At 51.6% G+C, this 18,657-nt stretch carries 27 protein-coding genes and 1 pseudogene; 15 read left to right on the top strand and 13 right to left on the bottom strand.

What is annotated here, in order from left to right:
- Nucleotides 1-6 precede the first annotated feature (6 nt).
- The 14 genes from LPH68_RS01710 to LPH68_RS01645 all read left to right on the top strand — a co-directional run bounded on the left by LPH68_RS01710 (nucleotide 7) and on the right by LPH68_RS01645 (nucleotide 11,209).
- Nucleotides 7-339, top strand: a complete 333-nt coding sequence (locus LPH68_RS01710) for a DUF4133 domain-containing protein (protein WP_005790799.1) — start codon at nucleotides 7-9, stop codon at nucleotides 337-339.
- Nucleotides 336-2,852, top strand: a complete 2,517-nt coding sequence (locus tag LPH68_RS01705) for a TraG family conjugative transposon ATPase (RefSeq protein WP_005790798.1) — start codon at nucleotides 336-338, stop codon at nucleotides 2,850-2,852. The genes LPH68_RS01710 and LPH68_RS01705 overlap by 4 nt, the downstream gene beginning before the upstream one ends.
- Nucleotides 2,853-2,886: 34 nt before the next feature.
- Nucleotides 2,887-3,267, top strand: a complete 381-nt coding sequence (locus LPH68_RS01700; RefSeq protein WP_005790796.1) for a DUF3876 domain-containing protein — start codon at nucleotides 2,887-2,889, stop codon at nucleotides 3,265-3,267.
- Nucleotides 3,268-3,291: 24 nt separating this feature from the next.
- The gene (locus LPH68_RS01695) at nucleotides 3,292-3,921 is read left to right on the top strand and encodes a DUF4141 domain-containing protein (protein ID WP_005790794.1); all 630 of its coding nucleotides are present in this window, start codon (nucleotides 3,292-3,294) and stop codon (nucleotides 3,919-3,921) included.
- A 4-nt stretch (nucleotides 3,922-3,925) separates the two neighbouring features.
- Entirely contained in the window at nucleotides 3,926-4,930 is a 1,005-nt protein-coding gene (gene traJ / locus LPH68_RS01690; RefSeq protein WP_005790792.1) for a conjugative transposon protein TraJ, read from the top strand.
- 32 nt (nucleotides 4,931-4,962) lie between these two features.
- Entirely contained in the window at nucleotides 4,963-5,586 is a 624-nt protein-coding gene (gene traK / locus LPH68_RS01685; RefSeq protein ID WP_004293887.1) for a conjugative transposon protein TraK, read from the top strand.
- Nucleotides 5,587-5,625: 39 nt separating this feature from the next.
- Nucleotides 5,626-5,913, top strand: a complete 288-nt coding sequence (locus LPH68_RS01680; RefSeq protein WP_005790789.1) for a TraL conjugative transposon family protein — start codon at nucleotides 5,626-5,628, stop codon at nucleotides 5,911-5,913.
- Nucleotides 5,894-7,252 (top strand): conjugative transposon protein TraM, encoded by a 1,359-nt coding sequence (gene traM / locus LPH68_RS01675; protein ID WP_005790788.1) that lies wholly within the window; start codon nucleotides 5,894-5,896, stop codon nucleotides 7,250-7,252. The genes LPH68_RS01680 and traM overlap by 20 nt, the downstream gene beginning before the upstream one ends.
- A 37-nt stretch (nucleotides 7,253-7,289) precedes the next feature.
- Complete coding sequence (gene traN / locus LPH68_RS01670) at nucleotides 7,290-8,279, top strand: conjugative transposon protein TraN (protein WP_005790786.1); 990 nt, start codon at nucleotides 7,290-7,292, stop codon at nucleotides 8,277-8,279.
- Between the two features lie 2 nt (nucleotides 8,280-8,281).
- Nucleotides 8,282-8,857: a conjugal transfer protein TraO gene (locus tag LPH68_RS01665; RefSeq protein ID WP_005790784.1), complete on the top strand. Its 576-nt coding sequence runs from the start codon at nucleotides 8,282-8,284 to the stop codon at nucleotides 8,855-8,857.
- A gap of 7 nt (nucleotides 8,858-8,864) precedes the next feature.
- Nucleotides 8,865-9,749: a toprim domain-containing protein gene (locus LPH68_RS01660; RefSeq protein WP_005790781.1), complete on the top strand. Its 885-nt coding sequence runs from the start codon at nucleotides 8,865-8,867 to the stop codon at nucleotides 9,747-9,749.
- A 13-nt stretch (nucleotides 9,750-9,762) separates the two neighbouring features.
- Nucleotides 9,763-10,260, top strand: coding sequence for a DUF3872 domain-containing protein (locus LPH68_RS01655; protein ID WP_005790779.1), 498 nt, complete (start codon nucleotides 9,763-9,765; stop codon nucleotides 10,258-10,260).
- A 2-nt stretch (nucleotides 10,261-10,262) separates the two neighbouring features.
- On the top strand, nucleotides 10,263-10,790 hold the full coding sequence (locus tag LPH68_RS01650) for a lysozyme (protein ID WP_008651040.1): 528 nt from the start codon (nucleotides 10,263-10,265) through the stop codon (nucleotides 10,788-10,790).
- Between the two features lie 89 nt (nucleotides 10,791-10,879).
- Nucleotides 10,880-11,209 (top strand): hypothetical protein, encoded by a 330-nt coding sequence (locus tag LPH68_RS01645; protein ID WP_005790773.1) that lies wholly within the window; start codon nucleotides 10,880-10,882, stop codon nucleotides 11,207-11,209.
- A 66-nt stretch (nucleotides 11,210-11,275) separates the two neighbouring features.
- On the opposite strand, the gene LPH68_RS01640 is transcribed toward LPH68_RS01645, so the two are convergent.
- The 11 genes from LPH68_RS01640 to LPH68_RS01590 form a co-directional block, all read right to left on the bottom strand.
- Entirely contained in the window at nucleotides 11,276-11,497 is a 222-nt protein-coding gene (locus LPH68_RS01640) for a hypothetical protein (RefSeq protein WP_021668321.1), read from the bottom strand.
- A gap of 119 nt (nucleotides 11,498-11,616) precedes the next feature.
- Nucleotides 11,617-11,925 carry a hypothetical protein gene (locus LPH68_RS01635; RefSeq protein ID WP_005790769.1) on the bottom strand — a complete coding sequence of 103 codons (309 nt, stop codon included), beginning with the start codon at nucleotides 11,923-11,925 and terminating at the stop codon, nucleotides 11,617-11,619.
- A gap of 54 nt (nucleotides 11,926-11,979) precedes the next feature.
- A complete protein-coding gene (locus tag LPH68_RS01630) occupies nucleotides 11,980-12,282 on the bottom strand; it encodes a hypothetical protein (RefSeq protein ID WP_306445272.1) in 303 nt (100 codons plus the stop codon).
- Nucleotides 12,222-12,452 (bottom strand): DUF3873 domain-containing protein, encoded by a 231-nt coding sequence (locus LPH68_RS01625; RefSeq protein ID WP_005790765.1) that lies wholly within the window; start codon nucleotides 12,450-12,452, stop codon nucleotides 12,222-12,224. Before LPH68_RS01625 ends, LPH68_RS01630 begins: the two co-directional genes overlap by 61 nt.
- Nucleotides 12,453-12,471: 19 nt before the next feature.
- The gene (locus LPH68_RS01620; protein WP_005790764.1) at nucleotides 12,472-12,729 is read right to left on the bottom strand and encodes a hypothetical protein; all 258 of its coding nucleotides are present in this window, start codon (nucleotides 12,727-12,729) and stop codon (nucleotides 12,472-12,474) included.
- A 24-nt stretch (nucleotides 12,730-12,753) separates the two neighbouring features.
- Nucleotides 12,754-14,037, bottom strand: a complete 1,284-nt coding sequence (locus LPH68_RS01615) for a PcfJ domain-containing protein (RefSeq protein WP_005790762.1) — start codon at nucleotides 14,035-14,037, stop codon at nucleotides 12,754-12,756.
- 2 nt (nucleotides 14,038-14,039) lie between these two features.
- On the bottom strand, nucleotides 14,040-14,462 hold the full coding sequence (locus tag LPH68_RS01610; RefSeq protein ID WP_005790760.1) for a PcfK-like family protein: 423 nt from the start codon (nucleotides 14,460-14,462) through the stop codon (nucleotides 14,040-14,042).
- 13 nt (nucleotides 14,463-14,475) lie between these two features.
- Complete coding sequence (locus tag LPH68_RS01605) at nucleotides 14,476-14,697, bottom strand: hypothetical protein (protein WP_005790759.1); 222 nt, start codon at nucleotides 14,695-14,697, stop codon at nucleotides 14,476-14,478.
- Between the two features lie 11 nt (nucleotides 14,698-14,708).
- On the bottom strand, nucleotides 14,709-14,924 hold the full coding sequence (locus LPH68_RS01600; RefSeq protein ID WP_005790756.1) for a hypothetical protein: 216 nt from the start codon (nucleotides 14,922-14,924) through the stop codon (nucleotides 14,709-14,711).
- A gap of 8 nt (nucleotides 14,925-14,932) precedes the next feature.
- Nucleotides 14,933-15,268, bottom strand: a complete 336-nt coding sequence (locus LPH68_RS01595; protein ID WP_005790754.1) for a hypothetical protein — start codon at nucleotides 15,266-15,268, stop codon at nucleotides 14,933-14,935.
- Between the two features lie 160 nt (nucleotides 15,269-15,428).
- Complete coding sequence (locus LPH68_RS01590; RefSeq protein WP_224204793.1) at nucleotides 15,429-15,812, bottom strand: hypothetical protein; 384 nt, start codon at nucleotides 15,810-15,812, stop codon at nucleotides 15,429-15,431.
- 130 nt (nucleotides 15,813-15,942) lie between these two features.
- On the opposite strand from LPH68_RS01590, the pseudogene LPH68_RS26795 reads away from it, so the two are divergent.
- A pseudogene (locus LPH68_RS26795) lies at nucleotides 15,943-16,156 on the top strand (hypothetical protein).
- A 191-nt stretch (nucleotides 16,157-16,347) separates the two neighbouring features.
- Here LPH68_RS26795 and LPH68_RS01585 read toward each other — a convergent pair.
- Both LPH68_RS01585 and LPH68_RS01580 read right to left on the bottom strand, forming a co-directional pair.
- Nucleotides 16,348-17,097 carry a nucleotidyltransferase family protein gene (locus LPH68_RS01585; protein ID WP_192918804.1) on the bottom strand — a complete coding sequence of 250 codons (750 nt, stop codon included), beginning with the start codon at nucleotides 17,095-17,097 and terminating at the stop codon, nucleotides 16,348-16,350.
- A gap of 35 nt (nucleotides 17,098-17,132) precedes the next feature.
- Nucleotides 17,133-18,563, bottom strand: a complete 1,431-nt coding sequence (locus tag LPH68_RS01580; protein WP_118407317.1) for an RNase adapter RapZ — start codon at nucleotides 18,561-18,563, stop codon at nucleotides 17,133-17,135.
- Nucleotides 18,564-18,657: the final 94 nt, after the last annotated feature.

Raw genomic sequence — 18,657 nt, 5'->3', positions numbered from 1 at the left:
TAATGTATGGCTGAATACCCGGTAAACAAGGGTATCGGTCGTCCGGTAGAGTTCAAGGGCTTGAAGGCTCAGTACCTCTTCATCTTCTGCGGAGGTCTGCTGGCTCTCTTCGTCCTGTTCGTCATCCTCTACATGGTCGGCATCGACCAGTGGATATGTATCGGCTTCGGCGCGGCATCGTCCTCCCTCCTTGTATGGCAGACCTTCGCGCTGAACGCCCGGTACGGCGAACACGGGCTGATGAAAATGGGAGCGGCACGGAGCCACCCCCGATACCTGATTAACCGGCGGCGGATACCCCGTCTGTTCAAACGACAACGAAAGGAAGAAAGACAATGAGGAATACATCGAAAATGACAACACTGGAAAACAAGTTCCCGCTTTTAGCGGTGGAGCATGGCTGCATCATCTCAAAGGACGCCGACATCACGGTGGCTTTCGAGGTGGAGCTGCCGGAACTTTACACCGTGACGGGCGCGGAGTACGAGGCGATACACGGCTGCTGGTGCAAGGCAATCAAGGTGCTGCCGGACTACTCCGTCGTCCACAAACAGGACTGGTTCATCAAGGAACGCTACAAGCCGGAACTTCAGAAGGACGACATGAGTTTCCTCTCACGCAGCTTCGAGCGACACTTCAACGAGCGTCCGTACCTGAAACACACCTGCTATCTCTACCTGACCAAGACGACAAAGGAGCGTAACCGGATGCAGAGCAACTTCAGCACGCTGTGCCGGGGACATATCATCCCGAAGGAGCTGGACAAGGAAACCACGACCAAGTTCTTGGAAGCCTGCGAACAGTTCGAGCGCATCATGAACGACAGCGGGCTTGTCAGGCTGCGCCGCCTATCCACCGATGAGATTGTGGGTACTGAGGGAAAAACGGGATTGATTGAACGCTACTTCTCGCTCATGCCGGAGGGGAATACCACCTTACAAGATATTGAGCTTTCGGCAAGGGAGATGCGCATCGGCGACAACCGACTGTGCCTGCACACCCTCTCCGACGCGGAAGACCTGCCGGGCAAGGTGGCAACCGACACCCGTTACGAGAAGCTCTCCACCGACCGGAGCGACTGCCGCCTCTCCTTCGCCTCCCCCGTGGGGTTGCTGCTCTCCTGCAACCATATCTACAACCAGTATGTGCTGATAGACAACAGCGAGGAAGCCTTGCAGAAGTTCGAGAAATCCGCCCGCAACATGCAGTCGCTCTCACGGTATAGCCGGAGCAACAGTATCAACCGCGAGTGGATAGACCAATACCTGAACGAAGCCCATTCCTACGGGCTGACCTCGGTACGGGCGCATTTCAACGTCATGGCGTGGAGCGACGACGCGGAGGAGCTGAAGCATATAAGGAACGATGTGGGCAGCCAGCTGGCAAGCATGGAGTGCGTGCCGCGCCACAACACCATCGACTGCCCGACGCTCTACTGGGCGGCGATACCCGGCAACGCGGCGGACTTTCCGGCGGAAGAGAGTTTCCATACCTTCATCGAGCAGGCGGTGTGCCTGTTCACGGAGGAAACCAATTACCGCTCTTCGCTCTCGCCCTTCGGCATCAAGATGGTGGACAGGCTCACGGGAAAACCGCTGCACCTCGACATCAGCGACCTGCCCATGAAGCGGGGCATCACCACGAACCGCAACAAGTTCGTGCTGGGTCCTTCGGGCAGCGGCAAGTCGTTCTTCATGAACCACCTCGTGAGGCAATACTACGAACAAGGTACGCACGTCGTGCTGGTGGACACGGGAAACTCTTATCAGGGCTTGTGCGGCATGATCCGGCGCAAGACAGGCGGAGCGGACGGCGTGTACTTCACCTACACGGAGGAAAAGCCCATATCGTTCAACCCGTTCTACACCGATGATTATGTCTTCGACGTGGAGAAGAAGGACAGCATCAAGACCCTGCTGCTGACGCTCTGGAAGTCGGAGGACGACAAGGTGACGAAGACGGAGAGCGGCGAACTGGGCAGTGCCGTGAGTGCCTACATCGAGCGCATCAAGGCAGACCGGAGCATCGTGCCGTCTTTCAACACCTTCTACGAGTATATGCGCGACGACTACCGCAAGGAGCTGGCTGAACGTGACATCAAGGTGGAGAAGTCCGACTTCAACATCGACAACATGCTCACCACCATGCGGCAGTATTACCGGGGCGGGCGTTACGACTTCCTGCTCAACTCCACGGAGAACATCGACCTGCTCAACAAGCGGTTCATTGTCTTCGAAATTGACAGCATAAAGGAAAACCGCGAGCTTTTTCCGGTCGTGACGATCATCATCATGGAAGCCTTCATCAACAAGATGCGACGGCTGAAAGGGGTGCGGAAACAGCTTATCGTGGAAGAGGCTTGGAAGGCTCTTTCTTCGGCGAACATGGCTGAATACCTGCGCTATATGTACAAGACGGTCAGAAAATATTACGGCGAGGCAATCGTGGTAACGCAGGAGGTGGACGACATCATTTCCTCTCCCGTGGTCAAGGAGAGCATCATCAACAACTCCGACTGCAAGATACTTCTCGACCAGCGCAAGTATATGAACAAGTTTGACCAGATACAGGCGTTGCTCGGACTGACGGAAAAGGAGAAGGGGCAGATACTCTCCATCAACATGGCGAACAACCCTTCACGGCTCTACAAGGAGGTGTGGATAGGCTTGGGCGGCACGCAGTCGGCGGTCTATGCTACGGAGGTCAGTGCCGAAGAGTATCTGGCGTACACCACCGAGGAAACGGAGAAAGTGGAGGTTTACCGTCTGGCGGAGAAGCTGGGCGGCGACATCGAAGCCGCCATCCGGCAACTTGCCGAAAAGCGGAGAAACAAGGAAACAACCAACAATTAAAAATGAATTTATCAACGAAAAAAGAAAAATGCGTATGAATTTACCAAAAGTGAAAATGCTGCAAGTCAGCAAGTGCCTGATCGGATTGGCGGTCATGATGCTGCAATCCTGCGACGTGGCCGACAACCTCCGTGACATGCTGTGCGGGAACTGGGAGAGCGTGGAGGGGAAGCCCGACGTGCTTATCTACAAGGAGGGCGAAGCCTACAAGGTGACGGTGTTCCGCCGGAGCGGTCTGCGCCGCAAACTCAAGCCGGAAACCTATCTCTTGCAGGAGGAGAACGGCAACCTGTTCATGAACACCGGCTTCCGCATCGACGTGTCCTACAACGAGGCAACGGACGTGCTGACCTTCTCGCCAAACGGTGACTATGTGCGGGTGAAGCCGCAGCCGGAGAACCAGACAGAAGAATAACAACCGCTAAAATCCAAAGTAAACATGAGAACAAGAATAACAATGATTGTCTGCCTGTGCCTGCTTCTCGCGGGCCGGGCAAGCGCACAGTGGGCGGTGATAGACCCGTCCAACATCGCCCAGAGCATCGTGAACACCTCCAAGAACGTGGTGCATACCTCGACCACCGCCCAGAACATGGTGAAGAATTTTCAGGAAACCGTGAAAATCTACGAGCAGGGAAAGAAGTATTACGACGCGCTGAAATCAGTGAACAACCTTGTCCGGGATGCCCGCAAGGTGCAACAGACCATCCTGATGGTGGGCGACATCACCGACATCTATGTGACCAACTTCCAGCGGATGATGCGTGACGACAACTTCACCGTGGAGGAACTGGGAGCCATCGCCTTCGGCTACACGAAGCTGCTGGAAGAGAGCAATGATGTACTGACCGAACTGAAAAACGTGGTGAACATCACCACGCTCTCCATGACCGACAAGGAGCGCATGGACGTGGTGGAACGCTGCCATTCCAAAATGAAGCGTTACCGCAACCTCGTGAGCTACTACACCAACAAGAACATATCGGTGTCCTATCTCCGCGCTAAAAAGAAGAACGACCTCGACCGCATCATGGGGCTGTACGGGAACATGAACGAAAGATACTGGTAAGACTATGGAGTTCGACAACCTTCACCAGATTCTGCGCTCGCTCTACGAGCAGATGATGCCGCTGTGCGAGGACATGGCGGGCGTGGCGAAAGGCATCGCCGGGCTGGGCGCGCTGTTCTACGTCGCCTACAGGGTATGGCAGTCGCTGGCGAGAGCCGAACCGATAGACGTGTTCCCGATGCTCCGCCCCTTCGCCATCGGTCTTTGCATCATGTTCTTCCCCACGGTTGTGCTGGGTACGATAAACAGCATCCTTTCGCCCGTCGTGCAAGGCACGGCGAAGATGCTGGAGGCGGAAACGCTCGACATGAACACCTACCGCCAGCAGAAGGACAAGTTGGAATACGAGGCGATGATGCGCAACCCCGAAACCGCCTACCTCGTGTCCAACGAGGAGTTTGACAAACAGCTGGAGGAACTCGGCTGGTCGCCCTCCGACATGGTGACGATGGCGGGGATGTATATCGACCGGGGAATGTACAACATGAAAAAGAGCATCCGCGACTTCTTCCGCGAGATACTGGAACTGCTGTTCCAAGCCGCCGCCCTCGTGATAGACACCGTCCGCACCTTCTTCCTCGTGGTGCTGGCGATACTCGGTCCGATAGCCTTCGCCATATCGGTGTGGGACGGTTTCCAAAGCACGCTCACGCAGTGGATATGCCGCTACATACAGGTCTATCTGTGGCTGCCGGTGTCGGACATGTTCAGCACCATACTGGCTAAGATACAGGTGCTGATGCTGCAAAGCGACATCGAGCGGATGCAGGCAGACCCGAACTTCTCGCTGGATTCGAGCGACGGGGTGTACATCGTGTTCCTCTGCATCGGCATCATCGGTTACTTCACCATCCCCACCGTGGCGGGCTGGATCATCCAAGCCGGGGGCATGGGCGGCTACAACCGTAACATGAACCAGATGGCTGGACGTGCCGGAGGCATGGCGGGCGGAGTTGCGGGAGCTACCGCAGGGAACGCCGTCGGACGCATCGGCAAGCTGCTGAAATAATCAATGTGCAATTATAAACGGAAAAAGTAAAAATGGAATTCAAGTCACTCAGAAACATCGAATCGTCGTTCAGGCAGATACGCCTGTTCGGTATCGTCTTCCTCTCGCTGTGCGCCGTGGTGACGGTGTGGAGCGTGTGGAACTCCTACCGCTTCGCCGAGAAGCAACGGGAGAAGATCTATGTGCTGGACAACGGCAAGAGCCTGATGCTCGCCTTGTCACAGGACCTGTCGCAGAACCGCCCGGCGGAGGCACGGGAGCATGTGCGCCGCTTCCACGAGCTGTTCTTCACGCTCTCACCTGAAAAAAGCGCGATTGAACACAACGTGAAACGTGCCTTGCTGCTGGCGGACAAGAGCGTGTACCACTATTATTCGGACTTCGCCGAGAAGGGGTACTACAACCGCATCATCGCCGGGAACATCAACCAAGTGCTGAAGGTGGACAGCGTGGTGTGCGACTTCAACGCCTATCCCTACCGCGCCGTGACCTACGCCACGCAGAAAATCATCCGGCAGAGCAACGTCACCGAGCGCAGCCTCGTGACCACCTGCCGCCTGCTGAACGCATCACGGTCGGACGATAACCCAAACGGTTTCACCATCGAGGGTTTCACCATCATCGAGAACAAGGATTTACAGACAATCAAACGGTAACGGATTATGAAACGGAAAGTAAAAAGTATCAGAAAAACAATGTGGGGCGTGTACTGGAAGCTCCACGACAAACGGAAACGGCTGGTGGAAAGGCTCAAAGGGTATCTGGACGGCTTGCCGCCGGAAACATGCCGCCGCATCGTGCTGGGGATGCTCGCCGCCTTCGCGGTGCTTGCCCTATACACCTTCGGCAGAGCCGTCTATGACATCGGCAGGAATGATGGCTCACGCATGGAAACGGGACACGCCGGACGGGTGGAGCTGCCGACCCCGGCGGAAACAGACAATCACTTAACACCTTATTTATATGGAACAGAAGAAGAATGAACCAAAGAATGAACCGACGAAAGAGAACAAAGCCGCTCCCGACACGGGAAAGCCGAAGAAGGAGCGCGAACCGCTGACCGAGGCGCAGCGGCTGAAACGGCAGAAGATGATAGTCCTGCCCGCTATGGTGCTGGTGTTCATAGGGGCGATGTGGCTGATATTCGCCCCGTCCTCCGGCAAGGAGCAACAGCCGGGAACGGACGGCTACAACACCGAGATGCCCGACGCGGACAAGGCGAACCGGCAGATTATCGGCGACAAGCTGAAAGCCTACGAGCATGGGGAGATGGAGGAGCGTCAGGAGAGCCGCAACCGTGCCATCGGGCAGTTGGGCGACATGTTCGACCGAGAGATTGTGGGAACGGAGGACGGAACGGCCTTCGACCTCGCCAATCCGGGCGGCAAGGAGGAAAAGGCACAGCCCGCCACGCCGCAGACCATCCAATCCTCCGCTGCCGCCTACCGTGACCTGAACGCTACGCTCGGCAACTTCTACGAACAGCCGAAGAATGACAATGCCGAGATGGAGGAATTGTTGGAGCGCATCGCATCGCTGGAGTCGGAACTGGAAAGCGAGAAGGGCAAGGCTTCCGCCGTGGACGACCAAGTGGCTCTTATGGAGAAATCCTACGAGCTGGCGGCAAAGTACATGGGCGGTCAGAACGGTGGGAAGCCGGAACAGGCGGCAGAGCCTGCCACCGTGCAGAAAGGAAAGAAGAACACGGCGACACCCGTAAGGCAGGTGACCCGCCAAGTTGTTTCCTCGCTTGCACAGCCCATGAGCAACGCGGAGTTTGTCGCCACTTTCTCGCAGGAGCGCAACAGAAGTTTTAATACGGCTGTCGGCACGGCGGAGGTATCGGACAGGAACACCATACCGGCATGTGTGCATGGGGCGCAGAGCGTGACGGACGGGCAGACGGTAAGGCTGCGCCTGCTGGAGCCTATGGCGGTGGCGGGCAGGACAATCCCCCGCAATGCGGTGGTGGTCGGCACGGGCAAGATACAGGGTGAGCGGCTCGACATCGGGATCACCTCGCTGGAATACGACGGCACGATTATCCCCGTGGAACTTGCGGTCTATGACACGGACGGACAGTCCGGCATCTTCATCCCGAACTCGATGGAGATGAACGCCGTCAGGGAGGTCGCCGCCAACATGGGCGGCTCGTTGGGGAGCAGCATCAACATCTCCACCAATGCCGGGGCGCAGCTCGCCTCCGACTTGGGCAAGGGGCTGATACAAGGCACGAGCCAGTACATCGCCAAGAAGATGCGCACCGTCAAGGTGCATCTGAAAGCCGGGTACAGGGTCATGCTTTACCAAGAAAAAGATTGAGAACAATAAAAAAATTACCACTAAAAATCCAAAAGTAATGAGAAAAGTAATCATCATGTTTGCCCTCGCTATGGGCATCGCAACTGCCAACGCGCAGGAGAATGTAACCGTTGAAACGACCAACGGAAGTAATGAACAGCCGACCTTGACAAAGGAGGTCTATCCGCAGAAGGAGGCGGACGGTGACCTGTATCACGGGCTGTCGCGCAAGCTGACCTTCGACCGCATGATACCGCCGCACGGACTGGAAGTGACCTACGACAAGACCGTCCACGTCATCTTTCCGGCGGAGGTGCGCTACGTCGATTTAGGCTCGCCCGACCTGATTGCCGGGAAAGCAGACGGAGCGGAGAACGTCATCCGTGTGAAGGCTACCGTGAGGAATTTTTCCAACGAAACGAATATGTCCGTCATCACGGAGGACGGCAGTTTCTACACCTTCAATGTGAAATACGCCGCCGAACCGCTGTTGCTCAACGTGGAGATGTGCGACTTCATCCATGACGGCAGCACGGTGAACCGCCCGAACAATGCGCAGGAAATCTATCTGAAAGAGCTGGGCAGCGAAAGCCCGATGCTGGTGCGCCTTATCATGAAGTCCATCCACAAACAGAACAAACGGGAGGTGAAGCATATCGGCTGCAAACGTTTCGGCATCCAATATCTTCTGAAAGGCATCTACACGCACAACGGCTTGCTATACTTCCACACGGAGATAAAGAACCAGAGCAACGTGCCTTTCGATGTGGACTACATCACTTGGAAAATCGTGGACAAGAAGGTGGCAAAGCGTACCGCCGTGCAGGAGCAGATCATTCTGCCGCTCCGCGCGCAGAACTACGCCACCCTCGTGCCGGGCAGGAAGAGCGAGCGCACGGTCTTCACGATGGCGAAGTTCACCATCCCCGATGACAAGTGCCTTATTGTGGAACTTAACGAGAAGAACGGCGGCCGTCACCAATCCTTCGTGATTGAGAACGAGGATTTGGTACGCGCCAATACCATCAACGAACTTCAAGTGCGCTAACCATGAGAAAGTACATCGCAATAATCATCGCGTCGCTTGCCCTTTTCACGGGGCAGGCGCACGCCCAGCGATGCCTGCCGAAGATGCTGGGCATTGAGGTGAGGGCGAATATGGCGGACGGCTTTCATCCCGGCGGCAAGGACGGCGGGTACAGCTTCGGGGCTGCTCTCTCCACTTACACGAAGAAAGGGAACAAGTGGGTGTTCGGTGGCGAATATCTCCTGAAGAACAACCCCTACAAGGACACCAAGATACCCGTGGCGCAGTTCACGGCGGAGGGTGGCTATTACTTCAAGATACTGTCGGACGCCCGAAAAATCGTGTTCGTCTATGCCGGGGCTTCGGCTCTTGCCGGATATGAATCGGTGAATTGGGGAAAGAAGGTGCTGTTTGACGGCTCCACGTTGCACGACCGGGACGCCTTCATCTACGGCGGTGCGCTGACGCTCGATGTGGAGTGCTACGTGGCAGACCGTATCGCCCTGCTTGCCAATCTGCGTGAGCGTTGCCTGTGGGGTGGCGACACACGGAAGTTTCACACGCAGTTCGGGGTCGGCGTGAAGTTCATCATCAACTGACACGGGTATGGAACGGACGGAAATAGATGCAGTCAGAAGGATGCCGCTTGCGGATTTTCTTGCACGGTTGGGGCATGAGCCTGTCAGAAGGAGCGGAAACGAGCTGTGGTATATCGCCCCGTACAGGGGCGAGCGCACACCCTCTTTCCGTGTGAACGTGGCGAAACAGCTCTGGTACGACTTCGGTTTGGGCAAGGGCGGCGACATCTTCACGCTTGCCGGGGAGTTTCTGCAAAGCGGTGACTTCATGGCGCAGGCGAAGTTCATAGCGGAAACCGCCAACATGACGGTGACCGGATGGGAAAAGCCCGCCTATCTCCCTAAGCCGACCGAACCCGTCTTTGAGGATGTGGAGGTCGCTCTGCTGCTCCGCTCACCGCTGACGGAGTATCTGGCGGAACGGGGCATACCAATCGGAGTAGCATCCCGCCACTGTTGCCGTCTGAACTACGGCGTTCGTGGAAAACGGTATTTTGCCGTCGGTTTCCCGAACATGACAGGTGGCTATGAAGTCCGAAGCCGCTTTTTCAAGGGGTGCATACCGCCGAAGTCCGTATCGCTGGTAAAGGCGAATGACATCTTGGCTGACGAGTGCCTCGTGTTCGAGGGCTTCATGGACTTTCTCTCCGCCGTGACGCTTGGTGTAACCGGTAACGCTGACTGCCTTGTGCTGAACTCCGTCGCCAACGTGGAGAAGGCGGCGGGATTGCTGAACGGCTACGGGCGCATCGGATGCTTCCTCGACCGTGACGAAGCCGGACGGCGGACGCTTGACGCTCTTGCCAAACGGTATGGGGCGCGTGTCGCCGACCGTTCCTCCCTCTATGACGGTTGCAAGGACTTGAACGAGTACCTGCAACAGACAACAAAAAACAGAAAAACAACCATCTAAAAATCGAAGAAAAATGAACATACTGAACAACAGAAACAAGAGAACAAACATCTTCAAGGCGGTGGCGTTATGCCTGATAGCCGCCGTGTCATTCACCCTCGTATCGTGCGACGACGACATGGACATCCAGCAGTCCTATCCCTTCACGGTGGAGGTCATGCCCGTGCCGAACAAGGTGACGAAGGGGCAGACGGTGGAAATCCGCTGTGAACTGAAAAAGGAGGGCGACTTCGCTAACACGCTTTACACTATCCGCTACTTTCAGTTTGAGGGGGAAGGAAAGTTGAAAATGGATAACGGCATCACCTTCCTGCCCAACGACCGCTACCTGCTGGAGAACGGGAAGTTCCGCCTGTACTATACGGCGGAGGGTGACGAGGCACATAATTTCATCGTGGTGGTGGAGGATAATTTCAAAAATTCCTACGAATTGGAATTTGACTTCAACAACCGGAACGTGAAAGATGACGGCTTTACCGCCATTCCCATCGGAGGTTTCAAACGTGTATGAAGATGATGCGTATATTCATGACAATGCTCTGTTCGCTTCTGGCGGTCTGTTCTGTGTCCGCACAGATCAGCCGCCAAGAGGGAGCGGACGGGCAGGCGGCAATCTACCGACTGCCACTTATGGAACGTGCTTTTTTATGCTGCCGCTACTTTGAAGGCTGGCACTCAGAAAAACACCACCCATACGTGGGTTGGGGTCACAAACTTTTGCCAAACGAGAAGTATTCGGCACGAACCATGACAAAACGGGATGCGGATGAACTTTTGAGGAAAGACCTGCGCAAATTTGTCGCCATGTTCCGTAAATTCGGAGTTGATTCGACTTTGCTTGGCACGTTAGCTTACAATGTGGGACCGGCGAAGCTCTTAGGCAGCAAGACAATCCCCAAAAGCACCTTAATCAAGAAGCTGGAAACTGGCGACAGGAACATCTACCGTGAGTATATAGCCTTCTGCAACTACAAAGGGAAACGCCACGCCATGCTGCTCAAACGGAGAAAGGCGGAGTTTGCGCTACTGTATATTCCATAAAAGGACTGACAAAACTGACAAAAGACGTGCCATATTCAACTTGGCACGTCCTTTGCTTATGTTAAGAAAAAACATTTATAACTCAACTTATGTCATATTCAAACGTAACAAAAGATTTTCAAGGCTTCGTTGATTCGATTGATATGAATTATCATGAGATATACGAATTTTACCAAGCATCTGTTGGTAATACAGAATCAAGTTCTTTATTCAGAGTTGAACCAGCAAATGGTAGTGAAGATACCATGATTGTGTATGAACCAACGAATAATGCTTTAAGGCTAACCCCAGATGCGGCAAAATTTTTACCTGAATGGATTGAAAGCAATCTAATGGAAGAAATGGATGCGGAGTCGTTTTATGGAATGAAGTATGCGCAAGAAAGAGATGAAGAACGGGAGGCAAAAGGTTTAGATTAGAGCCTGCCATACATAAACGAAAATCCGATGAAGTTGGGGCTTCATCGGATTTTCTGCTTTTACATTTCATACATTCGGGATTGTTCCCGTGTCTATCACGCCACCGTCCCTGCAATGCTCGATGCTGCCGGACGTAAATCCCATGCTGTTGATTGCGATGTGGCGAATATAGTCCGCATACTCCTTACCTTGAAAATTCTTTCCCGTAAGGTTTCTGAAAATCATCTTTATGCTTATGCCGTCGTTGCCGTGCAAGATGATTTTTCCGTTCTGTCTGATTGTTTCCATGATTAAAACTTGTTTTTTGTGAATGGTATCGCAGATTGGACAAAGGTTTCTTTGCTACTTTCTTTGTCCGCCATCATGCTCACTGAAAGAAAGTAGGGCGGCTTTCGCCGCCCCGCCACTCAAAAGCGTGTGTAAAGTCCTGTCACCATCGTGAATATTTCTTCCAGCATATCAAAATAAACTCCCTCGTGTACGGCAATGTCTTTCGTCCTGCACTCGAATGTCTTTTTGCTGAATGTCTTGCTGTAGAAGCGCATATTGTAGAGGTCTGCCCCTGCATCATAGATGATGTCAAGGCGGTTTGCGCTTGTCTTGTTCCTTGCAAGGCTCATCCGTAAGCCGTTGCCCATATCTATGAAGTCACGGCTTCCCGTCATGGCGGTAAAGCGTTTTCCGCCTATCTGCTGTAATATCGTCTTTGCTATCATATCCTTTGTTTTTAGAGTTTTTAAGTGTTGGCGGTGCGGACACCGCCAACTTGTTCAAAATTCTCGCATCTCGGCAATGGGTGTCTGCCGTTGCAGCCACTCTTTCACACATTCCATGTTGTACTCGCTCGTGATAACTGCCGTATGGCTGTCGGTGGCGGTGAAGCGTGTGCTTTCGTAATCATCTATCCACCCTTTGAGGGTGTTCGTTCCCCACGCTCCGGCATCGTCAAAGATGCCGTCCAATGCCGTGATAGATTCGCTGAACTTGACTATCAGCGTCTGATAGGTCGTGTTCATCGGTTGTCCTCCTTTCCCTGCTTTGCGTTCAGCCACTTGTTCCTTGCGGTTCGGCACTCGTCCAATGTGGGTTTGACACAAGCGAACAATTCTCCGTCCGTGTGGCGGTAGTCATACTGCACAAGTGTCCGCTTGCGTCTGCCTATACCCGATTGGAAACGCTCGTATTTCTCCGTACCTGCTTCCGTGCAGGTGCTTACTCCGTTGATGGTCATTCGTGTTGCCATAATGTTGCTTTTTAGATGGTTAAAAATGTACTGACAGAACTCTGTTCTTCATCACCATTTCGGGATTGCTCGTGTAGCGTTGATGCAGATAGAAATGGTGTGAGCCGAAGCCGTAAAGGAAGAACTTGTCAAGTTCGTGCTTCTCGGCAAACGCCTTTACGCTCTTTCTCAATTCCCCCTCACTCGTTGTGAGAGTGAGGAGGTTTACAAATTCAAGGAACAATGCAGGGATTTTATCGTCCCACACACAAATCATGCTTTCAATTCTTACTTCCATATCAATGTTGTTTTAGGGTTGATGCTATGCCGCTTTCAGCCGCTCACGGATAAGATTGGCGTTCTTGTTCACAAGGTCTATGATGCGCTCGTGGTATTCTGTGTTCTCGTTGCATAAGCCACGACACTGCACCACCTCAAAGGTTTTCAAGGACACTTCCACCGTTTCTATGCGTCTGCCGTCAATGGTCGCTGAAAGGATAAGGGAATTTTCCCGATTGTGGTAGCCGCCCACGCAATGGTGCATCATCCGTCCTTCCTCTATCATTTCCTCCACGCTCTCTATGACTTTAACGCAGATAAGGCTGTCGGAAAAGACAAGTCCGAAGAATATGCCTTTGGCTTTCAGATATTGTTTCTCGTCCTCAACCGCTTTCTGCCGTTGCCGTTCAGTCCGTTCACGTTCCCTTTGGCGGTTGCGTCTTGCCACCAACCTGTCGTGTTCGGCTTTGAGGTCTTGGGGGCAGACGTACTTCGGGCTGTTCGTGTCCTTGCCGAAGTGTCGCAGGAGGTCTATCGTGTCACGCCACACAGAGCCGTCTGTGATGGTGTAGCCGTTGCGGATACATATCTTGATTGACGCCCAATACTCCCCGATATTGAAAGAGTGGTGCAGGTAGTAGCGCAACATCTGATATTGCCCAGCCTTCAACAGCGTTTCCGCACGGCTGTCGGAAAGAATGCCTTTGAAAAGGTCGTAAGGCAGGATATTGTGGTATTCGCCCTTGAAGCCGTTTCGCTTCACTTCGGGTATGAAACGCTGTCGGGGGTAGGTGCATCTCGGAGTGATGTCGTATGCCCGAATTTCTTGGTTCTTGCGTACCTCCATATCGCTGTATTCCGACCACTGGTCATAATATAACATCGACATTCCACGCAGTCGGGCAACGGTCGTTGTCCTGCCGTCGGGGGCAATCCACCTCTGCACTACCTCAAAGATGGAATACTCGGCAGGCTGTCCTGCCTTGTATCGGGAATTGACGGAAAAGAAGCGTATCACTTGGTACTGCTTGCAGGTGGTGACGATGGAGAAATACTCCATATCGCTGAAAACGCTCTTTCGGGTGCGCAACGCTTCCAACTCCATACCGCAACGGGGGCAGGTGCATCCGCAAACGGTGTCGGCAAGGTCGTGGTCGCTTTTCCACGAATGTCCGCACTCGGTGCAGATGTTCGTGCCGTTTGCCCTCTTGACCGCGTAATGCTTGAAGCAATGACGGAAAGCGTATGCCCTTTGTTCTTCGGTCAATATCGGTAGTCGCTTGCTCAAACGTGCGACTTCCTGCTGTATGCGTGTTCTCGGTTTCATAATCAGAAATTGAATAGGTTGGGTTGTTGTACTTCTTGTGCGCTCGCTTTATTGGCGGTTCTCGGCTTGTGGCGGTTCTGCAACTTGCGGAGTTCTTCCTCTTGGTATTTGCGGACAGCGTTCTGACGTGCTTCCGCCTTTTCCTCCGCCGTGAGTTCCACAACGTGGTTCACCACCACTTGGCAGTTCATCGGCTTGCCTACCTCTATCTCGTTCTCGTCATAGTAGTGGACGGCTTGCCCGAATATCTCTCCGTCCGTGAAGCCGTTGCAACCGCTTTTCTTCACGTAGTTCAGAATATAGGTCACGCAATCGTCTATGTTCTTGGCAGGGTTGCGGTAGTTCTTCGCAAAGAGCGCATCCTCTTCCGCCCGCTGTTCCAGATACATCTGTATCGTTCTCTTGAAATGGTCTGTTCCTTTCATATCGCTGTCGTTTTTAGATTGTCTGTTTCAGTATCTCTCTCCAATAGGTCGGCTCTACCTCGCTGAGAAGGAAGTCCATGAAGTCCCTCCGTGCGTCCTTGTTCAGTTCGTGGTAGAGTTCACGGAACACGGATATGTTGCCGTTGATGTACGTTTCCACCATATACACGAAGATGTTGTCCACCTCGTAATATCTGCACTGCTGCGCTGCCGTCTTGCTGTTTCTTTTTGCCATATCGGTAAGGGTTAAAGGGTGAATAACCAAAGAATGAAGCCGAAGAAGGCAATGGTGGAAAGGATAGCCACGATTACACCTATCGCCACTCGAAACACTCCGTTTACAATCTCTCTGATGATGCCCCAAAGGATGCCGAACACCCCGAAGGCGGTGCGCATCATCAAGCCGCATATCGCCAACCCGATGTATTGCGCCACTTGTCTGAAATTTGCCGTTGCTGTCATAGCCGTATTTACTTGTTAAGTTCCACGATGCTGTCAATCCTGCCGTAAAGGAAACTGCGGAGTGCGGTCTTGTCGGTAGCCTTGTATTCCGCCCAATGTCCGTACTGCTTCACGATGTAGGTTCGGAGAATGTCGGAGAAGTCAAACTTCCAACCTTGCAGGGGTACTGCGCTATTGAAATAGGAATTGCTATTCACGTTGCGTGTAAGCCAGTCCTTTTCCTCTCGGCTCAATTTTTCTCCGTTGTTGAGTTTGCTACGAAGTCCGTACACCTTGCAGTCTTGCAGGTTCTCCAAACTTGGTACTTCCCATGCCACGAATTTTGTTGCTATCGCTGTTCTCATATCCGTTGTTTTTTGATTTTTTGTTTTTTTATGCGGATTCAAGAGCTGAGGGAGTTGAGTTTCAAACTATCTTATCTGCCTCTCGTTTATCCGACATTTTTTTTATGCGTCTTTCTGTCGCATCGGTCGTTTTCGTTTCGGGTGCTTGAAAAGGTAGGGATTAGGGAATGCAAGGTTTTTCGGTCAAAATACTACCCGCAGGGCTGGAGATTTTTACCGAAAACAGGAGGCTTGACCTTGCTTTCCCGTCCAATCCCGGAATTACCTTTGCGCCCAGAACGAAAATGACTGACTGATGCGGCTCACTGAAAGGCGCAAAATGGAGGTAAACGAAAACAGAGGCAGATTGGGTAGAAAAAACTTCAGGAGAAAATCCGTAAAAAAGGAATAACCAAAAGGGAAAAGACATCACCGGAGCGTGAAAAGGGCAAACCACAACAAAGGAAGTATGAATGTTTCCGATCCGACAGGACTTGTCCAGCCGGGCGACAACAATCATTCTTCCCGGTTTGCCCGGCTGTGTGTGTCCGTCTGCTTCATTCATGGGGCAGGCTGACACACTCTGCATTCACTTTCCGCTTCCGGCAAAAGGGACAGCGAAAAAAGAAAAATCATTTGAAAACCCGTAAAAGCACCTCTTGGCATAGGCGCAAAAGAAAGGGGCATTGCTTCATCTGTCTAAACATCGTTTAGGCGTGAGGCAATGCCCTTTTCTCCGGCTATGCGGCAGTCTGCACACGTTTGTTCAAAACTCGTTTTGGGCAATGGTGTTCCGACGGATAAAACCGCTTTTACGGAAAATTCTTATGAATGAGGGGATAAAAAAACGGGAGTTTATATCAAAATCTCGAATTAAATAGCTACTTTTGCATACGAAGAGTTCTTTGAAGGTTACGCAACGCGCAGAAGGATAATGCAGTAGATAACTAACTAAATCGTAACCTATTACTATCAAGAGCGATTAACCTACGCTCATTTCCAATAAATTACACTCTTTTCGTAACTTCTCTTGTGCAAAGTTACTTAAATATTTTGTTACATAGCAAGAAAGAGGCTAAAAAAAGCCTCTTTCAGTATCTTTATTTGGTATTTTGGTATAAAAAGGCTGTTGCTTTCGCTAATGTTTCCGGTTTGCCGATATCAATCAGATGTAACTTTTCTTTCAAATAACCACCATAGTTTACTTGCCGGCAAGTGGCAAGATAGAAATCCATAATAGAGAATTTACCCTCCCAACGGGGAGAGGTCATCCATTGAAAAATGGCGGGCGAAAGTACATGGATACCACTGAATGCATATTCCTGATAAAGAGAAGGATCATACTGAAAACCTTCCGGTTTCACTTGTTCCGTATCCTTGTTTATCCATCCGCAAAGTCTTTTGTCTGTATCAAAAAGAAGATAGCGGGAGGTTTTACGTTGGCTGGCCAGTAAAGTAGCAACAGCACCGCTTTGTAGATGATAGTCATATAGTTCTTTCAGGTTCACGTCTGAAAGAATATCTACATTGTGTATCAGGAAAGGTTCATCGGAATTTTCAAAGAAAGAACGGGCTTTCTTAACTCCCCCACCGGTGTCGAGCAACAAGTCGCGTTCGTCGGAAATATGTATGATGAGTCCAAAATTTTCATTGGCTTTCAGGAAGTCAAGTATCTGTTCGCCAAAATGGTGGATGTTAATCATTATTTCTGTGAATCCGGCAGCTTTCAGTTTTAAAATCACATGTTCCAACATCGGACGTCCGGCTATGGGAACTAAAGCCTTCGGCATGGTATCGGTGAGTGGCTTCAGCCGGCTACCCAAACCGGCTGCAAATATCATTGCTTTCATTCTTTCGGTTACTTTCTTCTTTATATTTACTCTTCTTAGATTGTTGCCTCAAACGTATGTTCGATGTTCTGTTCCCGATGCACCAGTTCGACTTTCACACCAAATTTCTGATTCAGGTGCTCTGCCAGGTGCTGGGCTGAATAAACAGAACGATGCTGTCCGCCGGTGCAACCGAAGCAGACGGACAAATTGCTGAATCCGCGTTCCATATAACGTTTCACGGAGGCATCTACCAAAGCATAGACATGATCGAGGAAACGAAGTATTTCGCCATCTTCTTCCAAGAAAGTGATTACAGGTTCATCCAGTCCGGTGAAAGGTTTGTAACGCTCATACTTGCCGGGATTATTCACGGCACGGCAGTCGAATACATATCCTCCTCCATTGCCGGTAGAGTCATCAGGAATTCCTTTCTTATAGGCAAAGCTCATTACTTTGACGGTTAGCTGCCGCTTTTTCAGGTCGTCCGTAAATTGTTTCAGTCCGGTAAGCTCCCGCAAAACGTTACAGAGATACGGATATTCCGGATATTCTTCTTTCAACAGTTCACGCAGGTTTTCGATGGCATAAGGAACGCTTTGGATAAAATGCGGTTTCTTTTCAAAGTAACCACGGAAACCGTAGGCTCCCAGCACTTGCAGCGTACGGAAAAGGACAAAGTGGCGAAGCTGGCTATAAAAATAGGATTCGTCAATCGGTTGGTATTTGCGAAGAGCTTCCATATATTCTTGCAGCAGTTCTTTACGGAGGCTATCAGGATATTTCGCTTTCGCTTGCCACAGGAAAGAGGCTATGTCATAATAGAACGGGCCTTTGCGTCCGCCCTGAAAGTCGATAAACCACGGTTCCCCGTCTTTTATCATCACATTACGACTTTGAAAATCACGATACATGAAAGTAGCGGAAGAACTGCGGAGCAGGACATCGCTCATTTTCTGGAAATCATCTTCCAGTTTGTCTTCCTGAAACTCCATACCGGTAGCTTTCAGGAAGCAATATTTGAAGTAATTCAAATCCCACAGAATGGAGCGTTGGTTGAACTCCGGTTGAGGATAACAACGGGAAAAATCAAATCCATCCGCCCCGGCAAATTGAATAGCAGGAAGCAGACGGATCGTTTTGCGAAGCAACTCTTTTTCCTCTTCGGAAAAAACACTGGTAGCACGTCCTTTCTCTATGGCATGGAACAACAGAGTATCGCCCAAATCTTCCTGCAAATAATAGGTTTTATCTTCCGAGGCAATGCGCACTTCGGGAACAGGCAGTCCACATTTGCGGAAGTGTCCTGCCATATAAAGAAAAGCTTCATTCTCATCAATAGAAGCCCCGTAGACTCCAATCAATGTTTCTATACCCGCCAACCGAAAATAACGGCGGTTGGAACCGGAAGACGGTAATTCTGTTATGTTTTCAGCGGGAACGCCCGTATATGACTGATAAAGTTTCTGTAGTTCTTCGGTAATCATAGTCGTATATTTTCGAGCAAAGATAAGCATAAAAACCAAAAAATAAGAGAGGGGATTTAACTAATATTCATCCGAATACACTATCTTTGTTTCA

The organism is Bacteroides sp. 1_1_30 (genome assembly GCF_020982715.1).
GTDB lineage: Bacteria > Bacteroidota > Bacteroidia > Bacteroidales > Bacteroidaceae > Bacteroides > Bacteroides xylanisolvens.
Note: the sequence above shows the minus strand (reverse complement) of the source record. Positions and strands in the feature narration are given on the sequence as shown.

Excerpts from the sequence above, each read along its gene's own strand:
- LPH68_RS01655 (WP_005790779.1), top strand. The coding sequence starts at position 9,763 with ATGAACATACTGAACAACAGAAACAAGAGAACAAACATCTTCAAGGCG.
- LPH68_RS01665 (WP_005790784.1), top strand. The coding sequence starts at position 8,282 with ATGAGAAAGTACATCGCAATAATCATCGCGTCGCTTGCCCTTTTCACG.
- traN (WP_005790786.1), top strand. The coding sequence starts at position 7,290 with ATGAGAAAAGTAATCATCATGTTTGCCCTCGCTATGGGCATCGCAACT.
- LPH68_RS01695 (WP_005790794.1), top strand. The coding sequence starts at position 3,292 with ATGAGAACAAGAATAACAATGATTGTCTGCCTGTGCCTGCTTCTCGCG.
- LPH68_RS01590 (WP_224204793.1), bottom strand. The coding sequence starts at position 15,812 with ATGAATGAAGCAGACGGACACACACAGCCGGGCAAACCGGGAAGAATG.
- LPH68_RS01660 (WP_005790781.1), top strand. The coding sequence starts at position 8,865 with ATGGAACGGACGGAAATAGATGCAGTCAGAAGGATGCCGCTTGCGGAT.
- LPH68_RS01680 (WP_005790789.1), top strand. The coding sequence starts at position 5,626 with ATGTGGGGCGTGTACTGGAAGCTCCACGACAAACGGAAACGGCTGGTG.
- LPH68_RS01645 (WP_005790773.1), top strand. The coding sequence starts at position 10,880 with ATGTCATATTCAAACGTAACAAAAGATTTTCAAGGCTTCGTTGATTCG.
- LPH68_RS01610 (WP_005790760.1), bottom strand. The coding sequence starts at position 14,462 with ATGAAAGGAACAGACCATTTCAAGAGAACGATACAGATGTATCTGGAA.
- LPH68_RS01580 (WP_118407317.1), bottom strand. The coding sequence starts at position 18,563 with ATGATTACCGAAGAACTACAGAAACTTTATCAGTCATATACGGGCGTT.
- LPH68_RS01625 (WP_005790765.1), bottom strand. The coding sequence starts at position 12,452 with ATGGCAACACGAATGACCATCAACGGAGTAAGCACCTGCACGGAAGCA.
- LPH68_RS01635 (WP_005790769.1), bottom strand. The coding sequence starts at position 11,925 with ATGATAGCAAAGACGATATTACAGCAGATAGGCGGAAAACGCTTTACC.
- traK (WP_004293887.1), top strand. The coding sequence starts at position 4,963 with ATGGAATTCAAGTCACTCAGAAACATCGAATCGTCGTTCAGGCAGATA.
- LPH68_RS01585 (WP_192918804.1), bottom strand. The coding sequence starts at position 17,097 with ATGAAAGCAATGATATTTGCAGCCGGTTTGGGTAGCCGGCTGAAGCCA.
- traJ (WP_005790792.1), top strand. The coding sequence starts at position 3,926 with ATGGAGTTCGACAACCTTCACCAGATTCTGCGCTCGCTCTACGAGCAG.
- LPH68_RS01650 (WP_008651040.1), top strand. The coding sequence starts at position 10,263 with ATGATGCGTATATTCATGACAATGCTCTGTTCGCTTCTGGCGGTCTGT.
- LPH68_RS01605 (WP_005790759.1), bottom strand. The coding sequence starts at position 14,697 with ATGGCAAAAAGAAACAGCAAGACGGCAGCGCAGCAGTGCAGATATTAC.
- LPH68_RS01705 (WP_005790798.1), top strand. The coding sequence starts at position 336 with ATGAGGAATACATCGAAAATGACAACACTGGAAAACAAGTTCCCGCTT.
- traM (WP_005790788.1), top strand. The coding sequence starts at position 5,894 with ATGGAACAGAAGAAGAATGAACCAAAGAATGAACCGACGAAAGAGAAC.
- LPH68_RS01615 (WP_005790762.1), bottom strand. The coding sequence starts at position 14,037 with ATGAAACCGAGAACACGCATACAGCAGGAAGTCGCACGTTTGAGCAAG.
- LPH68_RS01640 (WP_021668321.1), bottom strand. The coding sequence starts at position 11,497 with ATGGAAACAATCAGACAGAACGGAAAAATCATCTTGCACGGCAACGAC.
- LPH68_RS01600 (WP_005790756.1), bottom strand. The coding sequence starts at position 14,924 with ATGACAGCAACGGCAAATTTCAGACAAGTGGCGCAATACATCGGGTTG.
- LPH68_RS01620 (WP_005790764.1), bottom strand. The coding sequence starts at position 12,729 with ATGGAAGTAAGAATTGAAAGCATGATTTGTGTGTGGGACGATAAAATC.
- LPH68_RS01710 (WP_005790799.1), top strand. The coding sequence starts at position 7 with ATGGCTGAATACCCGGTAAACAAGGGTATCGGTCGTCCGGTAGAGTTC.
- LPH68_RS01700 (WP_005790796.1), top strand. The coding sequence starts at position 2,887 with ATGAATTTACCAAAAGTGAAAATGCTGCAAGTCAGCAAGTGCCTGATC.
- LPH68_RS01595 (WP_005790754.1), bottom strand. The coding sequence starts at position 15,268 with ATGAGAACAGCGATAGCAACAAAATTCGTGGCATGGGAAGTACCAAGT.